Annotated in this window: 16 protein-coding genes and 2 pseudogenes; 7 read left to right on the top strand and 11 right to left on the bottom strand. The window is 70.5% G+C overall.

The genetic code is table 11. The annotated features are described in order from the left end of the window. Nucleotides 1–316: 316 nt before the first annotated feature. The 3 genes from O3Q52_RS26945 to O3Q52_RS26935 are packed head-to-tail and all read left to right on the top strand — an operon-like array spanning nucleotide 317 to nucleotide 3632. Nucleotides 317–1249 carry an ABC transporter ATP-binding protein gene (locus tag O3Q52_RS26945; RefSeq protein ID WP_269651319.1) on the top strand — a complete coding sequence of 311 codons (933 nt, stop codon included), beginning with the start codon at nucleotides 317–319 and terminating at the stop codon, nucleotides 1247–1249. Next, nucleotides 1246–2832 (top strand): ABC transporter permease subunit, encoded by a 1587-nt coding sequence (locus O3Q52_RS26940; protein WP_269651318.1) that lies wholly within the window; start codon nucleotides 1246–1248, stop codon nucleotides 2830–2832. Before O3Q52_RS26945 ends, O3Q52_RS26940 begins: the two co-directional genes overlap by 4 nt. Beyond that, on the top strand, nucleotides 2829–3632 hold the full coding sequence (locus tag O3Q52_RS26935; protein WP_269651317.1) for an ABC transporter permease subunit: 804 nt from the start codon (nucleotides 2829–2831) through the stop codon (nucleotides 3630–3632). Before O3Q52_RS26940 ends, O3Q52_RS26935 begins: the two co-directional genes overlap by 4 nt. Nucleotides 3633–3825: 193 nt before the next feature. On the opposite strand, the gene O3Q52_RS26930 is transcribed toward O3Q52_RS26935, so the two are convergent. Then, a complete protein-coding gene (locus O3Q52_RS26930; RefSeq protein WP_269651316.1) occupies nucleotides 3826–4323 on the bottom strand; it encodes an N-acetyltransferase in 498 nt (165 codons plus the stop codon). Between the two features lie 224 nt (nucleotides 4324–4547). On the opposite strand from O3Q52_RS26930, the pseudogene O3Q52_RS26925 reads away from it, so the two are divergent. Next, nucleotides 4548–4835 (top strand): annotated as a pseudogene (locus O3Q52_RS26925) (YdeI family protein); the annotation flags it as partial. 14 nt (nucleotides 4836–4849) lie between these two features. On the opposite strand, the gene O3Q52_RS26920 reads toward O3Q52_RS26925, so the two are convergent. Together O3Q52_RS26920 and O3Q52_RS26915 are read right to left on the bottom strand one after the other, a co-directional pair. After that, complete coding sequence (locus O3Q52_RS26920) at nucleotides 4850–5644, bottom strand: oxaloacetate decarboxylase (protein ID WP_269651315.1); 795 nt, start codon at nucleotides 5642–5644, stop codon at nucleotides 4850–4852. A 341-nt stretch (nucleotides 5645–5985) separates the two neighbouring features. Beyond that, entirely contained in the window at nucleotides 5986–6597 is a 612-nt protein-coding gene (locus O3Q52_RS26915; RefSeq protein ID WP_269651314.1) for a YceI family protein, read from the bottom strand. A gap of 204 nt (nucleotides 6598–6801) precedes the next feature. On the opposite strand from O3Q52_RS26915, the gene O3Q52_RS26910 reads away from it, so the two are divergent. The 3 genes from O3Q52_RS26910 to O3Q52_RS26900 all read left to right on the top strand — a co-directional run bounded on the left by O3Q52_RS26910 (nucleotide 6802) and on the right by O3Q52_RS26900 (nucleotide 11122). Then, nucleotides 6802–9123 carry a polysaccharide lyase 8 family protein gene (locus tag O3Q52_RS26910; protein ID WP_269651313.1) on the top strand — a complete coding sequence of 774 codons (2322 nt, stop codon included), beginning with the start codon at nucleotides 6802–6804 and terminating at the stop codon, nucleotides 9121–9123. Between the two features lie 154 nt (nucleotides 9124–9277). Then, nucleotides 9278–10870 (top strand): acyl-CoA carboxylase subunit beta, encoded by a 1593-nt coding sequence (locus O3Q52_RS26905; protein ID WP_269651312.1) that lies wholly within the window; start codon nucleotides 9278–9280, stop codon nucleotides 10868–10870. Nucleotides 10871–10930: 60 nt separating this feature from the next. After that, on the top strand, nucleotides 10931–11122 hold the full coding sequence (locus tag O3Q52_RS26900) for an acyl-CoA carboxylase subunit epsilon (RefSeq protein ID WP_055614000.1): 192 nt from the start codon (nucleotides 10931–10933) through the stop codon (nucleotides 11120–11122). Nucleotides 11123–11377: 255 nt separating this feature from the next. Here O3Q52_RS26900 and O3Q52_RS26895 read toward each other — a convergent pair whose 3' ends face one another. The 8 genes and pseudogenes from O3Q52_RS26895 to O3Q52_RS26860 all read right to left on the bottom strand — a co-directional run. Beyond that, nucleotides 11378–11959 (bottom strand): ATP/GTP-binding protein, encoded by a 582-nt coding sequence (locus O3Q52_RS26895; protein WP_026248371.1) that lies wholly within the window; start codon nucleotides 11957–11959, stop codon nucleotides 11378–11380. Beyond that, on the bottom strand, nucleotides 11940–12521 hold the full coding sequence (locus O3Q52_RS26890) for a DUF742 domain-containing protein (RefSeq protein WP_055614001.1): 582 nt from the start codon (nucleotides 12519–12521) through the stop codon (nucleotides 11940–11942). Before O3Q52_RS26890 ends, O3Q52_RS26895 begins: the two co-directional genes overlap by 20 nt. A gap of 92 nt (nucleotides 12522–12613) precedes the next feature. Then, nucleotides 12614–13027, bottom strand: a complete 414-nt coding sequence (locus O3Q52_RS26885; protein WP_055614026.1) for a roadblock/LC7 domain-containing protein — start codon at nucleotides 13025–13027, stop codon at nucleotides 12614–12616. Between the two features lie 10 nt (nucleotides 13028–13037). Next, nucleotides 13038–16319 (bottom strand): nitrate- and nitrite sensing domain-containing protein, encoded by a 3282-nt coding sequence (locus tag O3Q52_RS26880; RefSeq protein WP_269651311.1) that lies wholly within the window; start codon nucleotides 16317–16319, stop codon nucleotides 13038–13040. A gap of 383 nt (nucleotides 16320–16702) precedes the next feature. Further along, complete coding sequence (locus tag O3Q52_RS26875) at nucleotides 16703–17278, bottom strand: ATP/GTP-binding protein (RefSeq protein WP_055614002.1); 576 nt, start codon at nucleotides 17276–17278, stop codon at nucleotides 16703–16705. Next, nucleotides 17259–17657 (bottom strand): DUF742 domain-containing protein, encoded by a 399-nt coding sequence (locus tag O3Q52_RS26870; protein WP_055614003.1) that lies wholly within the window; start codon nucleotides 17655–17657, stop codon nucleotides 17259–17261. The genes O3Q52_RS26875 and O3Q52_RS26870 overlap by 20 nt, the downstream gene beginning before the upstream one ends. Before the next feature lie 120 nt (nucleotides 17658–17777). Further along, nucleotides 17778–18191, bottom strand: coding sequence for a roadblock/LC7 domain-containing protein (locus O3Q52_RS26865; protein ID WP_044471908.1), 414 nt, complete (start codon nucleotides 18189–18191; stop codon nucleotides 17778–17780). Between the two features lie 9 nt (nucleotides 18192–18200). After that, nucleotides 18201–19324 (bottom strand): annotated as a pseudogene (locus O3Q52_RS26860) (hypothetical protein); the annotation flags it as partial.

Here is a 19324-nt window from a genome sequence, read left to right as displayed (position 1 = left end):
CGCTGCCATTGCGCGAGCGCGTGGCGCGGGCGGCGGTCCGGCGCAGCCCCGACTGCCGGGGCCGACGCACCCCCAACTGCCAAAGCGGGCCAGGGCGTTCCGCGGGTCGCGGGACCGCCCGCCCTGTCGCCACATCGTTCGCGTCGTCCGCCTCGTCCACGTCCGCCATTCTGCCGCCGCCCGCGCCGGACCGCGTCCCCCAGGTCAGCAGTGCCGTATCCCTCGCGCGGGGGATGCCGTCCCCCGGGCCAGGGGCGGCGAAGACTGCTCCAGGGCGGGACGACGCCGCGCGCCGCGGTCCCTAGCCTCGCTGGACATGGACGCAACCATCGAAGTCCGGGACCTCCGCAAGAGGTTCGGGCAGACCGTCGCCGTGGACGGGCTCTCCTTCACGGTCGAACCGGGCCAGGTCACCGGCTTCGTCGGCCCCAACGGGGCAGGCAAGTCGACGACCATGCGGACCGTGCTCGGCCTGGACGCCCCCGACACGGGCCACGCCCTCATCGGCGGGCGCCCCTACCACGCCCTGCGCACCCCGCTGTTGGAGGTCGGCGCGCTCCTCGACGCCGCCGCACTGCACCCGGCCCGCCGCGGCCGCGACCATCTGCGCTGGCTGGCCCACTCGCACGGCCTGCCCATGCGCCGGGTCGACGAGGTCCTCGAACAGGTCGGCATGGAACAGCCGGCCCGACGCAGGGCGGGCGGCTACTCGCTCGGCATGCGCCAGCGCCTCGGCATCGCCGCCGCGCTCCTCGGCGACCCACCCGTGCTCCTCTTCGACGAACCGGTCAACGGCCTCGACCCCGAGGGAATCCAGTGGATCCGCGGCCTGCTGCGCCGACTGGCCGCAGAGGGCCGAGCGATCCTCGTCTCCAGCCATCTGATGAGCGAACTCGAGGACACCGCAGACCACTTGGTCGTCATCGGCCGGGGCCGCCTGATCGCCGACACGGCCGTCGCCGACCTGCTGGCCGCGGCGTCCGGCGACCGTGTGGCCCTGCGTACGAGTGCGCGTACGGAGGCGATGGAACTGCTCGCCCACAAGGGCGGCACGGTCGCGGTGACCGGCCGCGACACCCTCACCGTCACCGGTCTGCCGCCGGAACGGATCGTGGCGCTCCTCACCGAGGCCGGGATCGTGTTCGCGGAGGTGGGCTCCCACCGGGCCACCCTGGAAGAGGCGTACATGGAACTGACCCGGGACTCCACGGAGTTCGTCTCCGCGGTGGACGGCGAGGTCGCGCGATGACGTCCTCCTCGACACCGCCCTCCCTCACTCCCCCGACACCTCCGGCACCCGCGCCGAGTACTCCGTACAGGTCCCAACTCCAGCCGGGACGGGACGGGTTCGTACGGCTGCTGCGCGCGGAGTGGAGCAAGTTCTGGACCGTACGGAGCTGGCTGCTGGTCCTCGTGCTGGCGGCGGCCGCCACGGTCGTGATCTCGCAACTCGGCGCGAGCGGCTCCGTGAACGACTCCAACGGCCGGGTCCGTATCGTCTCCGCCCCCGACGGCACCCGCGTGGACGACACCTTCCGCTTCGTCCACCGGCCGCTCACCGGGGACGGCAGTGTCACGGTCCAGGTGTCCGGCATCGAGGGACGCGAGGGCAGGTCCCCGGAGCCGTGGGCGAAGGCCGGCGTCATGGTCAAGTCGAGCACCAAGCCCGGCAGTTCGTACGTGGCCCTGATGGTGACCCCGGACCACGGCGTCCGTATGCAGTGGGACTTCACCCACGACGAGCAGGGCTCGTCGGCCGGCGCACGCTGGCTCCGGCTGACGCGTTCGGGCCAGGAGCTGACGGGCTACGAGTCGCCGGACGGGCGTAAGTGGACGAAGATCGCGACCGTCCGCCCGGCGGACCTGCCGAAGACCGCCCGGGCGGGTCTCTTCGCCGCCACCCCGGCGCACACCACCCTGCGCCGCTCCTTCGGCGGGACCTCGGCGACCGCGGGCATCGCGACCGCGACGGCGGACTTCGACCACGTGGAACTGCGCGGCAGCGCCGCCGACCCGTCCTGGACCAGCACCGACGTGGGCGCCCCCGACCCGGACGACCCGGACCTCCCGGCGTCGGGCCCGGCCCGGCCGATCCCCGGCAGCACGAAGGTCACCGGCGCCGGCGCCTTCACGGTCACCGGCCAGGGCGACATCGCCCCGGACCAGACCGCCGGCGACACCGTCCAGATGAGCTTCCAGGGCGTCTCCGTGGGCGTCCTGTTCATGGTGGCGCTCGGCGCGCTCTTCATCACCGCCGAGTACAAGCGCGGCATGATCCGTACGACGTTCACGGCGAGTCCGCGCCGGGAACAGGTACTGGCGGCGAAGGTCCTGGTGATCGGGGGAGTGACGTTCGCCGCGGGGCTCGTGGCGACGGCCCTGGCGTTCCCGCTCGCCCAGGACACGCTGCGCTCGAACGGCTTCAAGCCGCCCGCGTTCCCGGATCTCTCGATGCTGGAGGGGGCGGTTCCGCAGGCGGTCGTCGGCAGCGCGCTCCTGCTGTCCCTGGTCGCGGTCCTCGCCCTGGCCGTGGGCGCGCTGCTCCGCAGCAGCGCGGGCGCGATCACGGCGGTGGTGGTCCTGGTGGTCCTGCCGCAGATCCTGGCGTTCGCCCTCCCGCTGCCGGCCGCCGAGTGGCTGCTGCGGCTGACCCCGGCGGCGGCCTTCGCGATCCAGCAGGGGGTCACCCGCTATCCGCAGGTGGACTACAACTGCCTCCCGGAGAGCGGCTGTTACCCGATGGCCCCCTGGAACGGCCTGGCGGTGCTGGGCGCGTACGTGGCGGTGGCGCTCGCCCTCGCGGTCTGGCGCCTGCGCAGGAGGGACGCGTGAGCCGCCGGCGGGCGCTCCGCCCGCTGCACGCCGAGTGGACGAAACTCCGTACGCTGCACAGCAGTTGGTGGCTTCTGGCGGCGACCGCGGTCCTCACGGTCGTGGTCGGCGCGGCCGCGCTGTCCGCCGTCGGCACCGGCGCGTGCCCGTCGGCGGCCGACTGCCACGAGGACACGGTGAAACTGAGCCTGACGGGCGTCTGGCTGGGCCAGGCGACGGCCCTCGTCCTCGGCGCGCTGTCGATGGGGGCGGAGTACGGCACGGGCACGATCCGCACGACACTGACGGCGATGCCCCACCGGGTGTCGCTGCTGGTGGCGAAGGCGGCGGTCCTGGCCGCCATGACGGCGGCTGCGGGAACGGCGGCGATCCTGGGTTCCCTCTACGCGGGCCGGCTGATCCTCCCCGGCAACGGCTTCACTCCGGAGGCCGGCTACCCGCTCCCGTCCCTGGCCGACGGCTCCACACTCCGCGCCGCCTTCGGGTCGGTCCTCTGTCTGGCCCTGACGGCCCTGCTCGGCCTCGGCCTCGCTGCCCTGCTGCGGGACAGCACGGGCGCGATCACGATGGGCCTCGGCCTGCTGTACGCGGTCCCGCTCCTGGCCGGCGTCCTGGGCGACCCGAGCTGGCGGGACCGTCTCGAACGCTGGGCCCCGATGCCGGCGGGCCTCGCCATCCAGGCCACGCGCGACCTCTCCCGCCTCCCGATCGGCCCATGGCCGGGCCTCGGCGTACTGGCGGCGTACGCACTCGGGTTGCTGCTGGTGGCGGGCGCGGCCTTCAGGGTGCGGGACGCGTAGGGGCCCCTTCCCTTTGGGAGGGGGCCATTCGTATGTGTGTCGGCTGCGGGTGGGTGGGGGCTGGTCGCGCGGTTCCCCGCGCCCCTGAAAGGCAAAAGCTCGCGTGCACCCGTGCTTTTGAGGGGCGCGGGGAACTGCGCGAGCAACCACGATGCACCCGCGGCCGACACACAAACGAATGGCCCCCAACGGCTCAGCGCGCCAGATCCGGCAGCGCCAGCCATTCCTTCCAGGACAGGTCGCGCCCGATGAACCGCGGCCGCTCGAAGGGCCATGCCTCACCGATCCACCGCGGCACGAGCGCGTCGAGATCCCGCTCCAGAGCGGTCCCCACCTGCTCGTCGACGACCCACCAGGAGATCTCGGCGTCGGCCCCGGCCTTCTCCGGCGGATCGATGTAGACGCAGCCGTACTCGACGCTCTCCGCCTCGTCGAACAACACGTAGTTGAACGACTCGTGAGCGGCGATCTCGGCCTCGTGCCGCTCCAGGTCCGCCAGGTTCGCCTCGTACGTGATCGTGGCGGCGGGCCATCCCCAGGCCTCCCCGAAGATGGACCACAGCCGCTCCCGCGACTTCATCACCGTCGGGTAGTCGATCGCGGCGTCCCCGCCGGTGATCGGCCGCAGGTGATGCCCGCCGGGCACGTCGACACGCAGCGGATGGACGAAGTCAGCAGGCAGCCAGGTCATCCCCGGAGGCTAACCGCCTGCCCGCCGACCCGCACCGGGTTATTCCGTGGGCTGTCCGAGGGGGCGCCCGCCGTCATCGGAGCGGACGCCGTCCGCGTGGGTCGTCCGCGTGGGCGTCGCCGCTCACGCGGACCGTGAGGGCCCCTGTTCGCTGCGCCGCCCCTGCCACGACTACGTCGACCCCGACGAACGACCCGAACCCGAAGAGCGCGAGCACGAGGGGCACCCAGGCCGGCCGGATGCGGCCCCCGGGGCTCGCGGAGGTCGCGGCGGCCAAGGCGGACGGCCGCTGGGAGGCGGCGTACGAGTCCCAGCGGAACGCCACGGTCCCGGACGACCTGGCCGCCGCGCTGGACCGCAACCCGCGCGCGAAGGCCTTCTTCGAGGGGCTCGGCAGGACGGACCGGTACCTGGTCGTCCTGGGCCTGCTGAAGGCGAGGACACCGGAGGTCAGGGCGGCCCGACTGGATAAGGCGGTCAAGGGGCTGGAGTCGGGGCGCCGGGCACGGTGACGTGCCGACAAGCCCTAGGCACCGGGCTCGCCGCCTCCGTACCGGAAGAGCTCGTTGAGGTCCGTCTGGGAGATCTGGTCGGCGGCGTACGAGAACGTGCCGTGGTCGGCCAACTCCCGGGCGGCGCGCAGCAGATGGCGGTACATCGTGCGGGCGATGCTGCCGCCCACCGTGACCCGCCGCACTCCGAGCGCGCGCAGGTCGTCCAGCGAGAGCGCGTTGCCGGTGAGCCCCATGACCACGTTGAGCGGGCCGTCGAGTTCGCGTACCAGCGTGCCGATGGTCGCGGCGTCGCCGGCACCCGGGACGAACGCGCAGTCCGCGCCGGCCGTCAGATACGCGTTGGCCCGCCGCACGCACTCGTCGAGCGAACCGCCGACCAGCAGCGCGTCGGTCCGGCCGACCAGGACGAACGGCTCGCCACCGGCGTCGACGGCGGCCCTGGCGGCACGGATACGGTCCACCCCGAGTGCCGTGTCGTGGAGCGGGCGGGCGCGCTCGCCGGTGAAGTCCTCGATGTTGCCGCCCGCGGCCCCGGCCCTGGGCGCCATCGAGATCGTGGTCGCCACGGTCTCGGGCGCCTCGCCGTATCCGTCCTCCAGGTCCGCGCTCAGCGGCACCCCGACCTCGTCGGCGATCTCACGGACCCGGCGCATCATCGTCTCGCGGTCGACACGGCCCTCCTCCGGCGCCTGCTCGGCGAAGAAGTCGTGGTCCGGGCGTCCGAGGGAGAACGCGACCCCCGCGCTCGTGGTCGCCACGGCGGGAAAGCCGGCCGACTCCGGATCCGCGCGCTTCCCACGTCCCACGCGTTGGGGAGCAGGAAGCAGCCCTCCCGATGCAACTCGACGAAGCGTTCCGCCCGTTCGCGCCTGTCGCTGTCCACGCGGCTCTTCCCCGTTCCTCCGGCGATCCATGGCCGTCCGGTCGGCTGGTCGTCCGCCGGGCGGCTGATCGCCTTCCGTCGGCCGGAGAAGAACGTACGACCCGGGTGCCATGAACCGGAACCCCCGACGCGCCCCCGTCGCGCCCCTGACACAGCCGAGCGCCCGCCTCCCGCTCCCAGGGAATACCGGGGGAGCCGGACGACGGGCGCGCTCGGAGAACGATCGGAGGTCGAATCAGCGGGGAAGCGGAACCCCGAACCCGATCAGGCGGCGTTCTTGATCGCCGAGATGTCGAAGTTCAGCTTGATCTTGTCGGAGACGAGCACGCCGCCGGTCTCCAGCGCCGCGTTCCAGGTGAGGCCCCACTCGGAGCGCAGGATCTCGGCCTTGCCCTCGAAACCGACGCGCTCGTTGCCGAACGGGTCCTTCGCGGCGCCGTTGAACTCCAGGTCGATGGCGAGCTGCCGGGTGGTGCCGAGGATCGTCAGGTCACCGGTGATGCGGTAGTCGTCGCCACCGAGGGCCTCCGCCTTGGTGGAGCGGAACGTCATGGTGGGGAACTCGTCCGTCTTGAAGAAGTCCGCGCTCTTCAGGTGACCGTCACGGTCGGCGGAACCGGTGCTGATGCTGTCCATCTTGACGTCGAGGGAAGCCGTCGACTGCGACGGGTCGGCGCCGTCCAGGTGCAGGCTGCCGGTGAAGTCCTGGAAACCGCCCTTGACGTTCGTCACCATGGCGTGACGGGCCACGAAGCCGATCGTCGAGTGGGACGGGTCGATCGTGTAGTCGCCGGTGAGAGCGGCAAGGTCGGGGTTCACGGCGGCGGGCGCCGCGGTGGTGGTATCGGTCTTGTCCTTGCTGCCGAAGAGGCCCATGACTAACTCCTTGGGGGACGAGCCCGGCCTTGCGCCGAAGCTGTTTAACGTTCAACGACATCGACCCTAGACCTATTCCTTACGGGTTTCAACTGAACGCATGGTGTGTTGCGCCGATTACGCCCGGTTGTCATTGGTCTACTCCTAAGATCACCCGTTGCCCCTCTGGTGAGCACACGGACACCTCGGGCACCATCGCCTGGCATGACCCCCACCCGCCGTACGTTCCTCCTGGCAGCGGCGCTCACGGCGAGCCCGGCGCTCATGCCGACCACGTCCGCCCATGCGGCACGCGACGAAGACGAGTACGACACCCTCCGCCTCCGCTGGCTGGAGATCGCCCTCGGAGCGGGCTACGACCCGACCGCCGATCCGTACGCCGCCCGCCTCGCCGAGACCGGCGAACTGGCCCGGGGCTTCCGGCGGACCATGGCCCCGACCGCGACCTCCCTCTGGCCCGGTTACCCCTTTGACCCGCCGACAGGCATCACCCAGAGCTACAGCCGGCTCTGGACGATGACTCAGGCGTACGTCCAGGAGGGCACCGGTTCCACCGGCGACTCGGGCCTGCGCACGGACATCCTCCGCGGCCTCGACCACCTCTCCGCCACCGTCTACAACCCCTCCACCACCCGCTACGGCAACTGGTGGGAGTGGCAGATCGGCAGCCCCCGCCTCCTCATGGACATCGTGGCCGCCCTCCACGGCGAACTCACCGCCGCCCAGATCGCCGCCGCCTGCGCCGCTGTCGACCACTTCATCCCCGACTCGATGCTCCGCGACTACTCGGGCACCTCGACCGGCGCCAACCGCGTCGACCTCTGCCGCTCCGTCGCCCTGCGCGGCATCCTCGGCCGCGCCCCCGAGAAGACCGCGCTCGCCCGGGACGCGCTCTCACCGGTCTTCCCGTACGTCACGAAGGGGGACGGGCTGTACGCCGACGGGTCGTTCGTCCAGCACACCTGGGTCGCGTACTCGGGAACGTACGGGCAGGTCCTGCTCGACGGCCTCGGCCGCCTCTTCGCGCTGCTGGCCGGTTCGACGTGGGAGGTGACCGACGCCGACAGGCAGATCATTCTCGACAGCGTGGAGGGTGCCTACGCGCCCCTGATCCACGACGGGCTGATGATGGACAGCGTCAACGGGCGTGCCATCAGCCGCGGTTACCTCAAGCTCGACGACCGCCACATCATGCGCAGCGACCACTTCCACGGGCAGGGGCTGATCGCCGCGATCGCGCTCCTCGCCCAGGGTGCGAGCGCGGCGGAGCGCGAGCGGTGGCACGCGAGCGTCAAGGGATGGATCGAACGGGACACCGTCACACCCCTCCTGACGGCACCCCAGTTCGGCGTCGGCGACCTGGCCCGGCTGCACGCGGTCGCCGACTCGGCGGTCGAGGCCGCGCCCGAACCGGTCGGCCACCGCCTCTTCGCCGCCATGGACCGGGCCGTCCACCGCCGCCCCGGCTTCACCGCGAACATCGCCATGGCCAGCGACCGGATCGCGTACTACGAGTGCGGCAACGGCGAGAACCCGCGCGGCTGGCACACGGGCGCCGGAATGCTCTACTGGTGGGCCGGTGGTCGGCCCGATCAATACACGGACTGGTACTGGCCGACCGTCGACTGGTACCGGCTCCCCGGCACGACCGTGTCCACCAAGCGGCTCGCGGACAGGGCGGGCGGCGAGTGGGGCGAGCCCAAGCCCGCCGTGCGCTGGGTCGGCGGCGTCACGGACGGGGAGTTCGCGGCCGTCGGGCAGCACCTGAAAGGCCTCGGGTCGACCCTGGAGGCCCGCAAGTCCTGGTTCTGCCTCGCGGACACCGTCGTCTGCCTGGGCGCGGGCATCACGGCCACCGACGGCGTCCCGGTCGAGACGGTCGTCGACAACCGCAACCTGGGGGAGGGCGGCACCCAGACCCTCGTACGCGGCCCGGGGTGGGCGCACCTCGAAGGTCATGGCGGCTGGGTGGTCCTGGACCGGTCCGCCCTGCGCACCCTCCGCGAGGACCGCACCGGCGCATGGTCCGACATCAACACCACCAGCACCACCGAGGCCCGGACCCGCCGCTGGCAGACCCTCTGGCTCGACCACGGCACCGACCCGGTGGACGCCTCGTACGCGTACGCCGTCCTGCCCGGAGCCTCGCGCCGCACGGTCGCCGCCCTCGCGGCCGACCCCCGCCGGCTGTCGGTCCTCGCCAACGACTCCGGCCGCCAGGCCGTGACCGTGCCCTCCTTGGGCCTGACCGCCGCCAACTTCTGGCGGGCGGGCCGGGCGGGCCCGCTCACCGCCTCGGCCCCCGCGAGCGTGCTGGTACGCCGCCGCGGCCGCACCGCTACCCTCTCCGTCAGCGAACCGCCGCGCACCGGAGAGGCCCTGGAGATCGTCTGGGACCGTCCCGTACGCCGGGTCGTGCGCGCCGATCCCGGCGTCGAGGTACTCGCCACCGGACGCCGTCTGACGGTGCGTGTCACTCCGGGGACGGCATGCGCCACGCGCGAATGTGAGGTGACTCTCAGCTGACGGCTTTGTACGACCCCTACAAGCCACACGCCCTCTGAGCAGTCGGATCGCCTGCATGCGGTCGTGGTTCTGTTCAGGGGTACCAGTAAAACGGGCCGGAGACTGTACGGAGTCGACGGCCCGCTTTCCTTGGTGGGCTTCGTAAGGTCGCTACATGACCGTTTTGGACGAGACCGGATCCTCGGCAGGCGAACCCACCGACGCCCGCGGGCGTGTGGCCGAACTGCACGCGATCCGTGCGGAGGCTCTTCGCGGACCCAGTGACAAGGCGACCGCGGCGCAGCACGCCAAGGGCAAGCTGACCTCCCGGGAGCGGATCGAGCTTCTGCTGGACGCCGGCTCGTTCAACGAGGTCGAGCAGCTGCGCCGCCACCGGGCGACCGGCTTCGGCCTGGAGGCCAAGAAGCCGTACACGGACGGTGTGATCACCGGCTGGGGCACGGTCGAGGGCCGCACGGTCTTCGTGTACGCGCACGACTTCCGGATCTTCGGCGGCGCGCTGGGCGAGGCCCACGCCACGAAGATCCACAAGATCATGGACATGGCCATCGCGGCCGGTGCCCCGCTGGTCTCGCTGAACGACGGTGCGGGCGCCCGCATCCAGGAGGGCGTCAGCGCGCTCGCCGGCTACGGCGGCATCTTCCAGCGCAACACCCGCGCCTCGGGCGTCATCCCGCAGATCTCCGTGATGCTCGGCCCGTGCGCGGGCGGCGCCGCGTACTCCCCGGCCCTGACGGACTTCGTGTTCATGGTCCGCGAGACCTCGCAGATGTTCATCACGGGCCCTGACGTCGTCAAGGCGGTCACCGGCGAGGAGATCACCCAGAACGGCCTGGGCGGCGCCGACGTGCACGCCGAGACCTCGGGCGTCGCGCACTTCGCGTACGACGACGAGGAGACCTGCATCCACGAGGTGCGCTACCTCCTGTCGATGCTCCCGCAGAACAACCGCGAGAACCCGCCCCACACGGACTCCGAGGACCCCGCCGAGCGGCGTTCGGACGTGCTCCTCGACCTGGTCCCGGCGGACGGCAACCGTCCGTACGACATGACCAAGGTCATCGAGGAGCTCGTCGACGACGGCGACTACCTGGAGATCCACGAGCGCTGGGCCCGCAACATCATCTGCGCCCTCGCCCGGCTCGACGGCCAGGTGGTGGGCATCGTCGCCAACCAGCCGCAGAGCCTGGCCGGGGTGCTGGACATCGAGGCGTCGGAGAAAGCTGCGCGTTTCGTCCAGATGTGCGACGCTTTTAACATCCCGATCATCACGCTGCTGGATGTTCCCGGGTTCCTCCCGGGTGTCGACCAGGAGCACGGCGGCATCATCCGCCACGGCGCGAAGCTCCTCTACGCCTACTGCAACGCGACCGTGCCGCGGATCTCACTGATCCTCAGGAAGGCCTACGGCGGCGCGTACATCGTCATGGACAGCCAGTCCATCGGCGCCGACCTCACCTACGCGTGGCCCACCAACGAGATCGCCGTGATGGGCGCCGAGGGCGCCGCCAACGTCATCTTCCGCCGGCAGATCGCCGACGCCGAGGACCCCGAGGCGATGCGCGTACGCATGGTCAAGGAGTACAAGGCCGAACTGATGCACCCCTACTACGCGGCCGAACGCGGTCTGGTCGACGACGTCATCGACCCCGCCGAGACCCGCGAGGTACTCATCCGCTCCCTCGCGATGCTGCGTACGAAGCACGCCGACCTGCCCTCCCGCAAGCACGGAAATCCGCCGCAGTAGTAACTCGACGGACCCACCGCGGCAACCCCGCGGACCCCTCTCTCACGGAGACTCACCCACATGGACATCCCTGATATTCGCGTCGAGAAGGGCCACGCCGAGCCCGAGGAAGTCGCCGCCATCACGGCCATCCTCCTGGCTCGCGCCGCCTCGGCCCCGGCCGCGGCCCCGACCCACCGAGGCCGCGCGAAGGCCGGCTGGCGCCGACTGGAGCGCGAGCCGGGCTTCCGCGCCCCGCACAGCTGGCACTGAGCTTCCCGAAAGGGCCCCCTCCACGCCGGAGGGGGCCCTTTCGCATGTGTCTCGGCTGCGGGTGGGTGGGGGCTGGTCGCGCAGTTCCCCGCGCCCCTTAAAGGCATGGGGCAGACCGGTGCTTCCAAGGGGCGCGGGGAACTGCGCGAGCAACCACGACGCACCCGCAGCCGACACACGAAGAACTCCCCACCCAACACAAAAGGGGGCCCCTCCCAAAGGAAGGGCCCCTTCGTACGGCTGAGCGCCGCAGGCCTACCGGAGGCGCGCCATCAAGGCGTGCTCGACCAGCGTGATGAGCGCCGACTTGGCGTCCGCGCGGTGGCGGGCGTCCGTGGTGATGATCGGGGTGTCGGGCCCGATCTGGAGCGCCTCCCGGACCTCGTCCGGGTTGTACGGCTGGTTGCCGTCGAAGCCGTTCAGGGCGATCACGAACGGCAGGCCGCTGTTCTCGAAGTAGTCGACCGCGGGGAAGCAGTCGGCGAGACGGCGGGTGTCGACCAGGACGATCGCACCGATCGCGCCGCGTACCAGGTCGTCCCACATGAACCAGAAACGGTCCTGGCCGGGCGTACCGAACAGGTAAAGGATCAGGTCCTGGTCCAGGGTGATACGACCGAAGTCCATGGCCACCGTGGTGGTGGTCTTGTCCCCCGTGTGAGTGAGGTCGTCGATGCCCGCCGAAGCGGACGTCATCACGGCCTCGGTACGCAGCGGGTTGATCTCCGAGACGGCCCCGACGAACGTGGTCTTGCCCACGCCGAAGCCGCCCGCCACCACGATCTTCGCGGACGTGGTGGAGCGGGAAGGCCCTCCGCTAGAGCTTGCGAAGTCCACTGAGCACCCTTTCGAGCAAAGTCACGTCTGGCTGACCGCCGGCGTTCTCGTCGCCGCCGGGCTGATGGATGGCGACCAGGCCCGCCTCCGCCAAGTCGGCGACGAGGATCCTGGCCACGCCGAGAGGGATCGTCAGGAGGGCCGAGATTTCGGCCACCGACTTGATCTCCCGGCAGAGGTTGCAGATCCGCTGATGCTCGGGCAGCTGGCCCTGCATCTGGTGCGGCTGCGCGGTGGTGTGCACCAGTGCCTCGATGGCGAGCTGATACCGAGGCCTGGTGCGGCCGCCCGTCATGGCGTAGGGGCGGACCAGCGGGTTGCTGGCGCCCCCCGCGGGCGACGGTTCGGGGGAGCGCCGCTGTGGCTGCACGGGCTGGATGCGCGGCGCCGGCGGCTGGTCGTACGGGGAGGGCCCGGGACCCTGGGGTGCGTAGGGCTGTTGGCGCCGCGGAGACGGTGCGGAGGGGAAGTTGTACCGGTTCGGCGAGTCGTTGCCGCCCTGGCCCTGGCCAGGGCCATAGGACCAGTTGCCCGAAGACGAACCGCCTGGGGGTGTTGCCACTTTCTCCTCCTCCGACTGTGCCGGGCCCATCAATGTGGAGCCGCGTCCCGAAACCTTACGGCCACGGGACGCCAAAACGCATCGCTTGTCTGCTAGTTGAGAAGGCTCCCCTGGAGCTCCGCACGCAGATCAGGGGTCAGAACCGTACCGGCACGGTCCACCAGAAGGGCCATCTCGTACCCGACGAGACCGATGTCCGCTTCCGGATGTGCGAGTACTGCGAGCGACGATCCATCGGAAATGGACATGAGGAAGAGGAATCCCCGCTCCATCTCCACAACCGTCTGATTCACGCTCCCGCCCTCGAAGATGCGGGACGCGCCCGCGGTCAGCGAGGTGAGACCCGACGCGACGGCCGCCAGCTGGTCGGCACGGTCACGCGGGAACCCGTCGGACATCGCCAGAAGGAGTCCGTCGGCGGAGACCACCACCGTGTGGGACACCCCGGGGGTGTTGTCCACGAAGTTGGTGATCAACCAGTTCAGGTTCTGTGCCGCCTGGCTCATCGGGCTCACACTAACGCTCCTGGTTGTAGGTGCTGTCAGGACCACTGTGTTGATTCCTAGTGGCCTGGCCGTTCGTTTCGCTTCCTGCGTTACGCCCCCTCTGGACCCCACGGCGCAGGTTGCTCAGCCTGCCCCGTACGTCCTCGGGAGCGCGGGAGACCGAGGGGCCGCCCTGTGGGGTCGATTCCGCGGTGCCCTCGACCAGATTGGCCTTCGGTACCCGCCTCGGCAGGCCGGAGGAGGTGACCCCGCCCGCCTTGGGCTTCTTCAGCTGCTCGGCGCGCTGCCACATCTGGTCGTTGTTCGACCGCCAGTCGCCCTTGCCGGAGCCGTTGCCGCCGCTTGAGTTGCTGTCGTTGCCGCCGCCGAAGAGAGACGGCGATTCCTGGCCCGCGGACTGCTGGCCGCCCGCGGTCGCGGTGGATCCGCGGCGGGGAAGCCCGGCGTCGGTGGATCCGCGGCGCGGAAGCCCGGCGTCGGTCAGCGCGTGGGCGGCGGGAGAGGCCGTTCCCGGACGCTCGAAGCCTACGCGGTCCTGCTCGGCCACGTCGGCGGCCTGCGCGGGTTCCGCTTCGGGAGCGTACTCGGAACGGTAGCCGTTCTGGTACGAGTCCTGCTGCGGCCAGTCGTCCTGGTAGGACTGCTCTTCGAAGGCCGAGAAGCTGTCCCGCGCGGGAGCGTGGGCCGGCTGGGGCTCCTCCTGGACCGGCTCCGCATAGGCGGTTTCCGGGTATCCGCCGCCTGCCGGGAAGTACGTCTCGTCGTACGACGCCTGCTGCGGCTCCTCGTACGGCGTCTGCTGGTCGTACGCGGGCGCCTCGCTGTACGCGGCGGCTCCGTTGTCGTACGCCGCCGCGCCGTTGTCGAAGGCCTGCTGACCGTTGTCGTAGCCCTGCTGCGGGTCGAACTCGCCGTTGAACGACGGGGACGCGCCCTCCAGCTCGCCGTGCGTCTGGGCCTCCAGGGCCGCCCTGCGCTCCTCACGCATCAGCGAACGGCCCACGGGGTCCAGCTCGCGTATGTCGTCCGGGACCTCGGTGTAGCGGCTGTCGTCGAAGCCCAGCTCCGCGGCCGTGCGCATCGGCTGGCCGCCGCTCTGGAACTCCTCGCCGCCGAAGGGCTGCTGCTCCGGGATGATCTGCGAGACGGTGAACTCGTCGCGCTGCGGTGCCGTCTCGCCGCCACCACCGTGCGTGATGATGTCGGGCAGCATGACGAGCGAGGTCGTACCGGCCTGCTCGCCCGAGGGACGCAGCTGGACGCGGATGCCGTGCCGGTCGGACAGCCGGCCGACCACGAACAGACCCATGCGCTGCGAGATCGCGGCGTCGACGGTCGGCGGGTTGGCCAGCTTGTGGTTGATGTCCGCGAAGTCCTCGGCGGTGAGGCCGATGCCCTTGTCGTGGATCTCGACCATGATGCGGCCGTCCGGGAGACGGGTCGCGGTGACGCGGACCTTGGTCTGCGGAGAGGAGAACGTGGTGGCGTTCTCCAGGAGCTCGGCCAGCAGGTGCACGAGGTCGGTGACCGCGCGGCCGTGGATCTCGGCCTCCGGTACGCCCGACAGCTCGATGCGCTCGTACTGCTCCACCTCGGAGGAGGCGGCGCGCAGCACGTCGACCAGCGGGACCGGCTGGTCCCAGCGGCGGCCCGGCTCCTCGCCCGCGAGGACCAGGAGGTTCTCGCCGTTGCGGCGCATACGGGTCGCGAGGTGGTCCAGGCGGAAGAGGTTCTCCAGCTGGTCCGGGTCGGCCTCGTTGTTCTCCAGCTCGGTGATCAGGGTCAGCTGGCCCTCGATCAGCGACTGGTTGCGGCGCGACAGGTTGGTGAAGATCGCGTTGATGTTTCCACGGAGCAGGGCCTGCTCGGCGGCCAGTCGTACGGCCTCGCGGTGGACCTGGTCGAAGGCGCGGGCGACTTCGCCGATCTCGTCCGTGGTGGTGATCGGGATGGGGGTGACCCGGGTGTCGACCCGGCCCGGGTCGGTGCGCGAGAGCTGGTCGACCAGCATCGGCAGGCGCTGCTCGGCGACACCGAAGGCCGCGTTGCGCAGCTGGCGCATCGAGCGGCTCATCTGGCGGGCCACCATGCCGGCCAGGATGAACGCGGCGAGCAGGGCGATGACGACCGCGGCACCCGTGATGAAGGCGTCGCGCTTGGCGTTGTCGGAGATGTTGGAGGCCTCGGTCACGGCCTTGTCGGTGAGATCGGACTGGATCACGCCGTAGGCGCCGAACTTGGCGGTGTTGACCGCCCACCAGTTTGAGGCGGTGATGCCCTGCTGGCCGAGGGCGGTCCGGGCGCTCGGATCCGTGGTCGTCATCGCGGACATGCCCGCGATCATCTTGTTGGTGGCCGGCGGCGGTACATAGGTCTGGCCCTTGGCCTCGGCGGCAGCGGCGGCGTCCTGAGCCTGCTTCTTGCCGTCCGCCTCCAACTGCTTCTGCGTGGCGTCGAGCTTGGCGGCGTCGGCCGCGGTGCCACCGCCGATGTACTCCTCGACCGCGATGCCCTCCAGATACGCGTACGACGTGAGGGCGACGCGCTGCTGGGCCAGGCTTGTGTTGGAGGGGCCCGGATCGACCAGCAGATGCATACCGATGGAGCGCTGCAGGGACAGCGCGCCCTGCGCCAGAGTGACGGCGTAGACGGTACGGCCGTAGCTGGTGATGTTGCCGGTGCCGAGGCCGAGCTCGTTGGCGAACTGCGTCAGCGGGTGCTGGATCTGGACGTAGCCCTCTTCGGTCTGTACACCGGTGAGCTTGCTGGTGTACGCCGCGGCGCGGAGATTCTTGAGGCCGGTCTCGCCCTTCCTGAACAGGGCCAGACGGCGCTCCAGGCCGGCCTTGGCCGGCATGTTCTGAGCGGCCTTGTCGAAGGCGTCCGCGGCCTTGTCGGTGGTGGCACGGGCGTTGACCACGGCCTTGTCGTTCCTGGCACCCTGCAGCAGCGGCGCGGCGGAGATGTCACGCTCGTCGATGAGGGCGGTCGCGTAGGTCAGCGAAGCCTGCACCAGACGCGCGGTCTTCTCCGCATCCTCGGCCTCCTGCCAGGTGTCGATCGAACTCCTCACCTGGAAGCCGCCCATGACGAGCCCGACTGTCACGGGAATGAGCAGAATCGCGTTCAGCCTGGTCGGCACACGCCAGTTGCGCGGGGACAGACGTCCGCCGCTCTTCGGGGGTGGGGCCGCCGACTCCGAGCCGGACACATGTGCGGGTGCCGCTCCGCGCGGCGGCGGGGTGAAGTTGCCCCGTGCCGACGGCTCGGGACCGTTCTTGCTACGCCTCACTCGACCAACAACCTCTCGGCGTGTGCACCTTCGTCGTGCCGCGTGTGTCTTTCGGCCCTTGCTACTGGGCAGTTCTGGCATTCCAGCACGTCAGGGTGTGCTCGTCCAAACACTCGGAACCAAGGATTCCGAGTGATGTAAGCCCTAGATAAAACGGTCATAAAGAGCGAGCCCCGCCAAAAGGCGGGGCCTTTGTGAGCGCAGCGGCATCAGGCGACCGCGACGCGTGTCGGTGACACTCGATATCTCTGTCGAAACGTTATGAACACCAAGGCCGACCGTGTCAAACGACACAGCCGGCTCCAGTGCGTCTACGACAACTGCCGTACGGCGTTGCCAGCTTGTGTGCCAGGTCCGCCAGGACATAGCCCGCTGCACGATCCCTAGCGGAGACGAGCCATCAGAGCGTGCTCGACCAGGGTGATCAACGCGCTCTTGGCGTCCGCGCGATGGCGGGCGTCCGTCGTGATGATCGGCGCGTCCGGCCCGATCTGCAGGGCCTCGCGGACCTCGTCGGGCGTGTACGGCTGGTGCCCGTCGAAGCCGTTCAGGGCTATGACGAACGGCAGGCCGCTGTTCTCGAAGTAGTCGACCGCGGGGAAGCAGTCGGCGAGACGGCGGGTGTCCACGAGCACGACGGCGCCGATCGCGCCGCGTACCAGGTCGTCCCACATGAACCAGAAACGGTCCTGGCCGGGCGTACCGAACAGGTACAGGATCAGGTCCTGGTCCAGGGTGATACGGCCGAAGTCCATGGCGACGGTGGTCGTCGTCTTGTCCCCGGTGTGGGTGAGGTCGTCGATGCCCGCCGAGGCGGACGTCATGACGGCCTCGGTGCGCAGCGGGTTGATCTCGGAGACGGCACCCACGAACGTGGTCTTGCCGACGCCGAAGCCACCCGCCACCACGATCTTCGCGGAGGTGGTCGCCCGACCTCCGTCAGAGCTTGCGAAGTCCACTGAGCACCCTTTCGAGCAGTGTCACGTCCGGGGCGCCGCCATTGCTCTCGTCGCCACCCGGTTGGTGGATCGCGACGAGTCCGGCCTCCGCGAGGTCCGCGACGAGAATCCGTGCCACGCCCAGGGGCATGGACAGCAGGGCCGACACCTCGGCCACCGACTTCACCTCACGGCAGAGGTGGCAGATCCGCTGGTGCTCCGGGAGCAGCCCCATCAGCTGCGCCGGGTCGGCCGTGGTGCTGATCAGTGCCTCTATGGCGAGCTGGTAGCGCGGCCGGGTCCGGCCGCCGGTCATCGCGTACGGACGTACCAGCGGCTGGTCGCCCTCATCCTCGTACGGCTGTGCGTACGGATCATGAGAGGCGGTGGGCGGGGTCATTGATCCTCCGGGCGGGACAGCAGGTCGGTCAGTCGTGCCGTCTGACGGGGCCGGTGGGGGGAGGGCGGCCGACGGATTGTGCGGACGTTCGGTGAAATTCGGACGTACGTAAAAACCTGACTAGTGAAGCAGGCTGCCCTGGAGCTCGGCCCGCAGATCCGGCGTGAGCACCGCACCCGCACGGTCGACGAGCAGAGCCATCTCGTATCCGACAAGGCCGATGTCGCAGTCCGGGTGGGAGAGGACCGCGAGGGACGATCCGTCGGAGACCGACATCAGGAAGAGGAAGCCGCGTTCCATCTCGACGACCGTCTGGGCGACGGTGCCACCCTCGAAGATCCGGGAGGCACCGGCTGTGAGTGAAGTGAGTCCGGAGGCGACGGCCGCGAGCTGGTCGGCGCGGTCGCGCGGAAAGCCCTCGGACATCGCCAGAAGGAGTCCGTCGGCGGAAACGACGACGGTGTGAGACACCCCGGGGGTGTTGTCAACGAAGTTGGTGATCAACCAGTTGAGGTTCTGTGCCGCCTGGCTCATCTGGCTCAACTAACGCTCCTGCTGGTGAGTGGGGCTGGGGAAGCTGCCGGTCTGGCCGGTACCGGCCTGCCGACCTTGCTGGATGCCCCTACGAAGATTGGTCAGCCTGCCGCGTACGTCATCGGGCGCACGTGAGACCTGCGGACCGGTTTGGTGCTGTTGCTGCTGAGCCGTCCCCGCGACGAGGTTCGCGCGGGGGACCCGGCGCGGCAGACCCGAGACGGTCACGCCACCCGCGGAGGGCTGGCGTACCCGCTCGGCCTGCCGGCCGAGTTCGTCATTGGGGGTGGTCCGCCAGGAGGCGGACCCGGATGCGGCGGGCGCCGGACGCTGCGGGGCCGCGGGAGCCTGTGCGGGCTCCTGCGGTGCCTGCTCGCCGTTGCCGGCCTGGGCCTGGTTGAACCAGTTGGTCTCCAGGGTGTCGTACAGCGGCGTACGCCCGTCACCGGGACCCGTCGCCGGCGGCAGTGCCTCGGGCTCCGGGGGGAGCGCGGGACGCCGGCGCGACTGCGGACGCTGGGGCCGGGAGCCGTTGGTGCCATTGGCGCCGGGACGCTCGAACTGCCCGGTGCCGCCGCCCTGCCGCTCGCCGTGGTTCGGCGCCGGGAACTGGCCGGTGTGGTTCTGCTGAACACCCTGGCCCGGAGCCGCGTACTGACCGGTGGAGCCGGCGTCGTAGCCGGGCATCGAGAACTGGCCGGTGGAGGCGGGGTCCTGGCGGTTGAACTGGCCGCCCGCGGGCGGGTTCTGGCCGGCGCCGGAAGGGCTCGGCGTACCGAAGACGTCCGGGCGGACGAACTGTCCGTTGCCCTGCGGCGCACCCGCGCCGGAACGCTGGGCGTCGTAGTCCGGCCGCGGGTACTCGCCCGTGGAACCGGCACCCTGACGGTCGTCGATCCGCGGGAACTCCGACGTGGACGCCGGGCCCTGACGGTCGTTGATCCGCGGCATCTGCGACGTGGCGTCCGACTCCTCGTGGCCGCGCGGGGCGTCCATCGAGGAACGCGGCACCGGCGGCTGCGCGTTGTCGTCGCTCCAGCTGGGCACCCGCGGCTGCGGGTTGCCGCCGGGCAGCTCGGCACGCGGACCACCGCGCGGCGGAAGCTGCGGCTGCTGAGGTGTCCGACGGCCCT

This window comes from Streptomyces sp. ActVer (assembly GCF_027270795.1).
Classification (GTDB): Bacteria; Actinomycetota; Actinomycetes; order Streptomycetales; family Streptomycetaceae; genus Streptomyces; species Streptomyces umbrinus_A.
Note: the sequence above shows the minus strand (reverse complement) of the source record. Positions and strands in the feature narration are given on the sequence as shown.

Coding starts and splice junctions, on each gene's coding strand:
- O3Q52_RS26870 (WP_055614003.1), bottom strand. CDS start 17,657: ATGACCCCGCCCACCGCCTCTCATGATCCGTACGCACAGCCGTACGAG.
- O3Q52_RS26910 (WP_269651313.1), top strand. CDS start 6,802: ATGACCCCCACCCGCCGTACGTTCCTCCTGGCAGCGGCGCTCACGGCG.
- O3Q52_RS26900 (WP_055614000.1), top strand. CDS start 10,931: ATGGACATCCCTGATATTCGCGTCGAGAAGGGCCACGCCGAGCCCGAG.
- O3Q52_RS26930 (WP_269651316.1), bottom strand. CDS start 4,323: ATGACCTGGCTGCCTGCTGACTTCGTCCATCCGCTGCGTGTCGACGTG.
- O3Q52_RS26945 (WP_269651319.1), top strand. CDS start 317: ATGGACGCAACCATCGAAGTCCGGGACCTCCGCAAGAGGTTCGGGCAG.
- O3Q52_RS26915 (WP_269651314.1), bottom strand. CDS start 6,597: ATGGGCCTCTTCGGCAGCAAGGACAAGACCGATACCACCACCGCGGCG.
- O3Q52_RS26940 (WP_269651318.1), top strand. CDS start 1,246: ATGACGTCCTCCTCGACACCGCCCTCCCTCACTCCCCCGACACCTCCG.
- O3Q52_RS26865 (WP_044471908.1), bottom strand. CDS start 18,191: ATGAGCCAGGCGGCACAGAACCTCAACTGGTTGATCACCAACTTCGTT.
- O3Q52_RS26905 (WP_269651312.1), top strand. CDS start 9,278: ATGACCGTTTTGGACGAGACCGGATCCTCGGCAGGCGAACCCACCGAC.
- O3Q52_RS26885 (WP_055614026.1), bottom strand. CDS start 13,027: ATGAGCCAGGCGGCACAGAACCTGAACTGGTTGATCACCAACTTCGTG.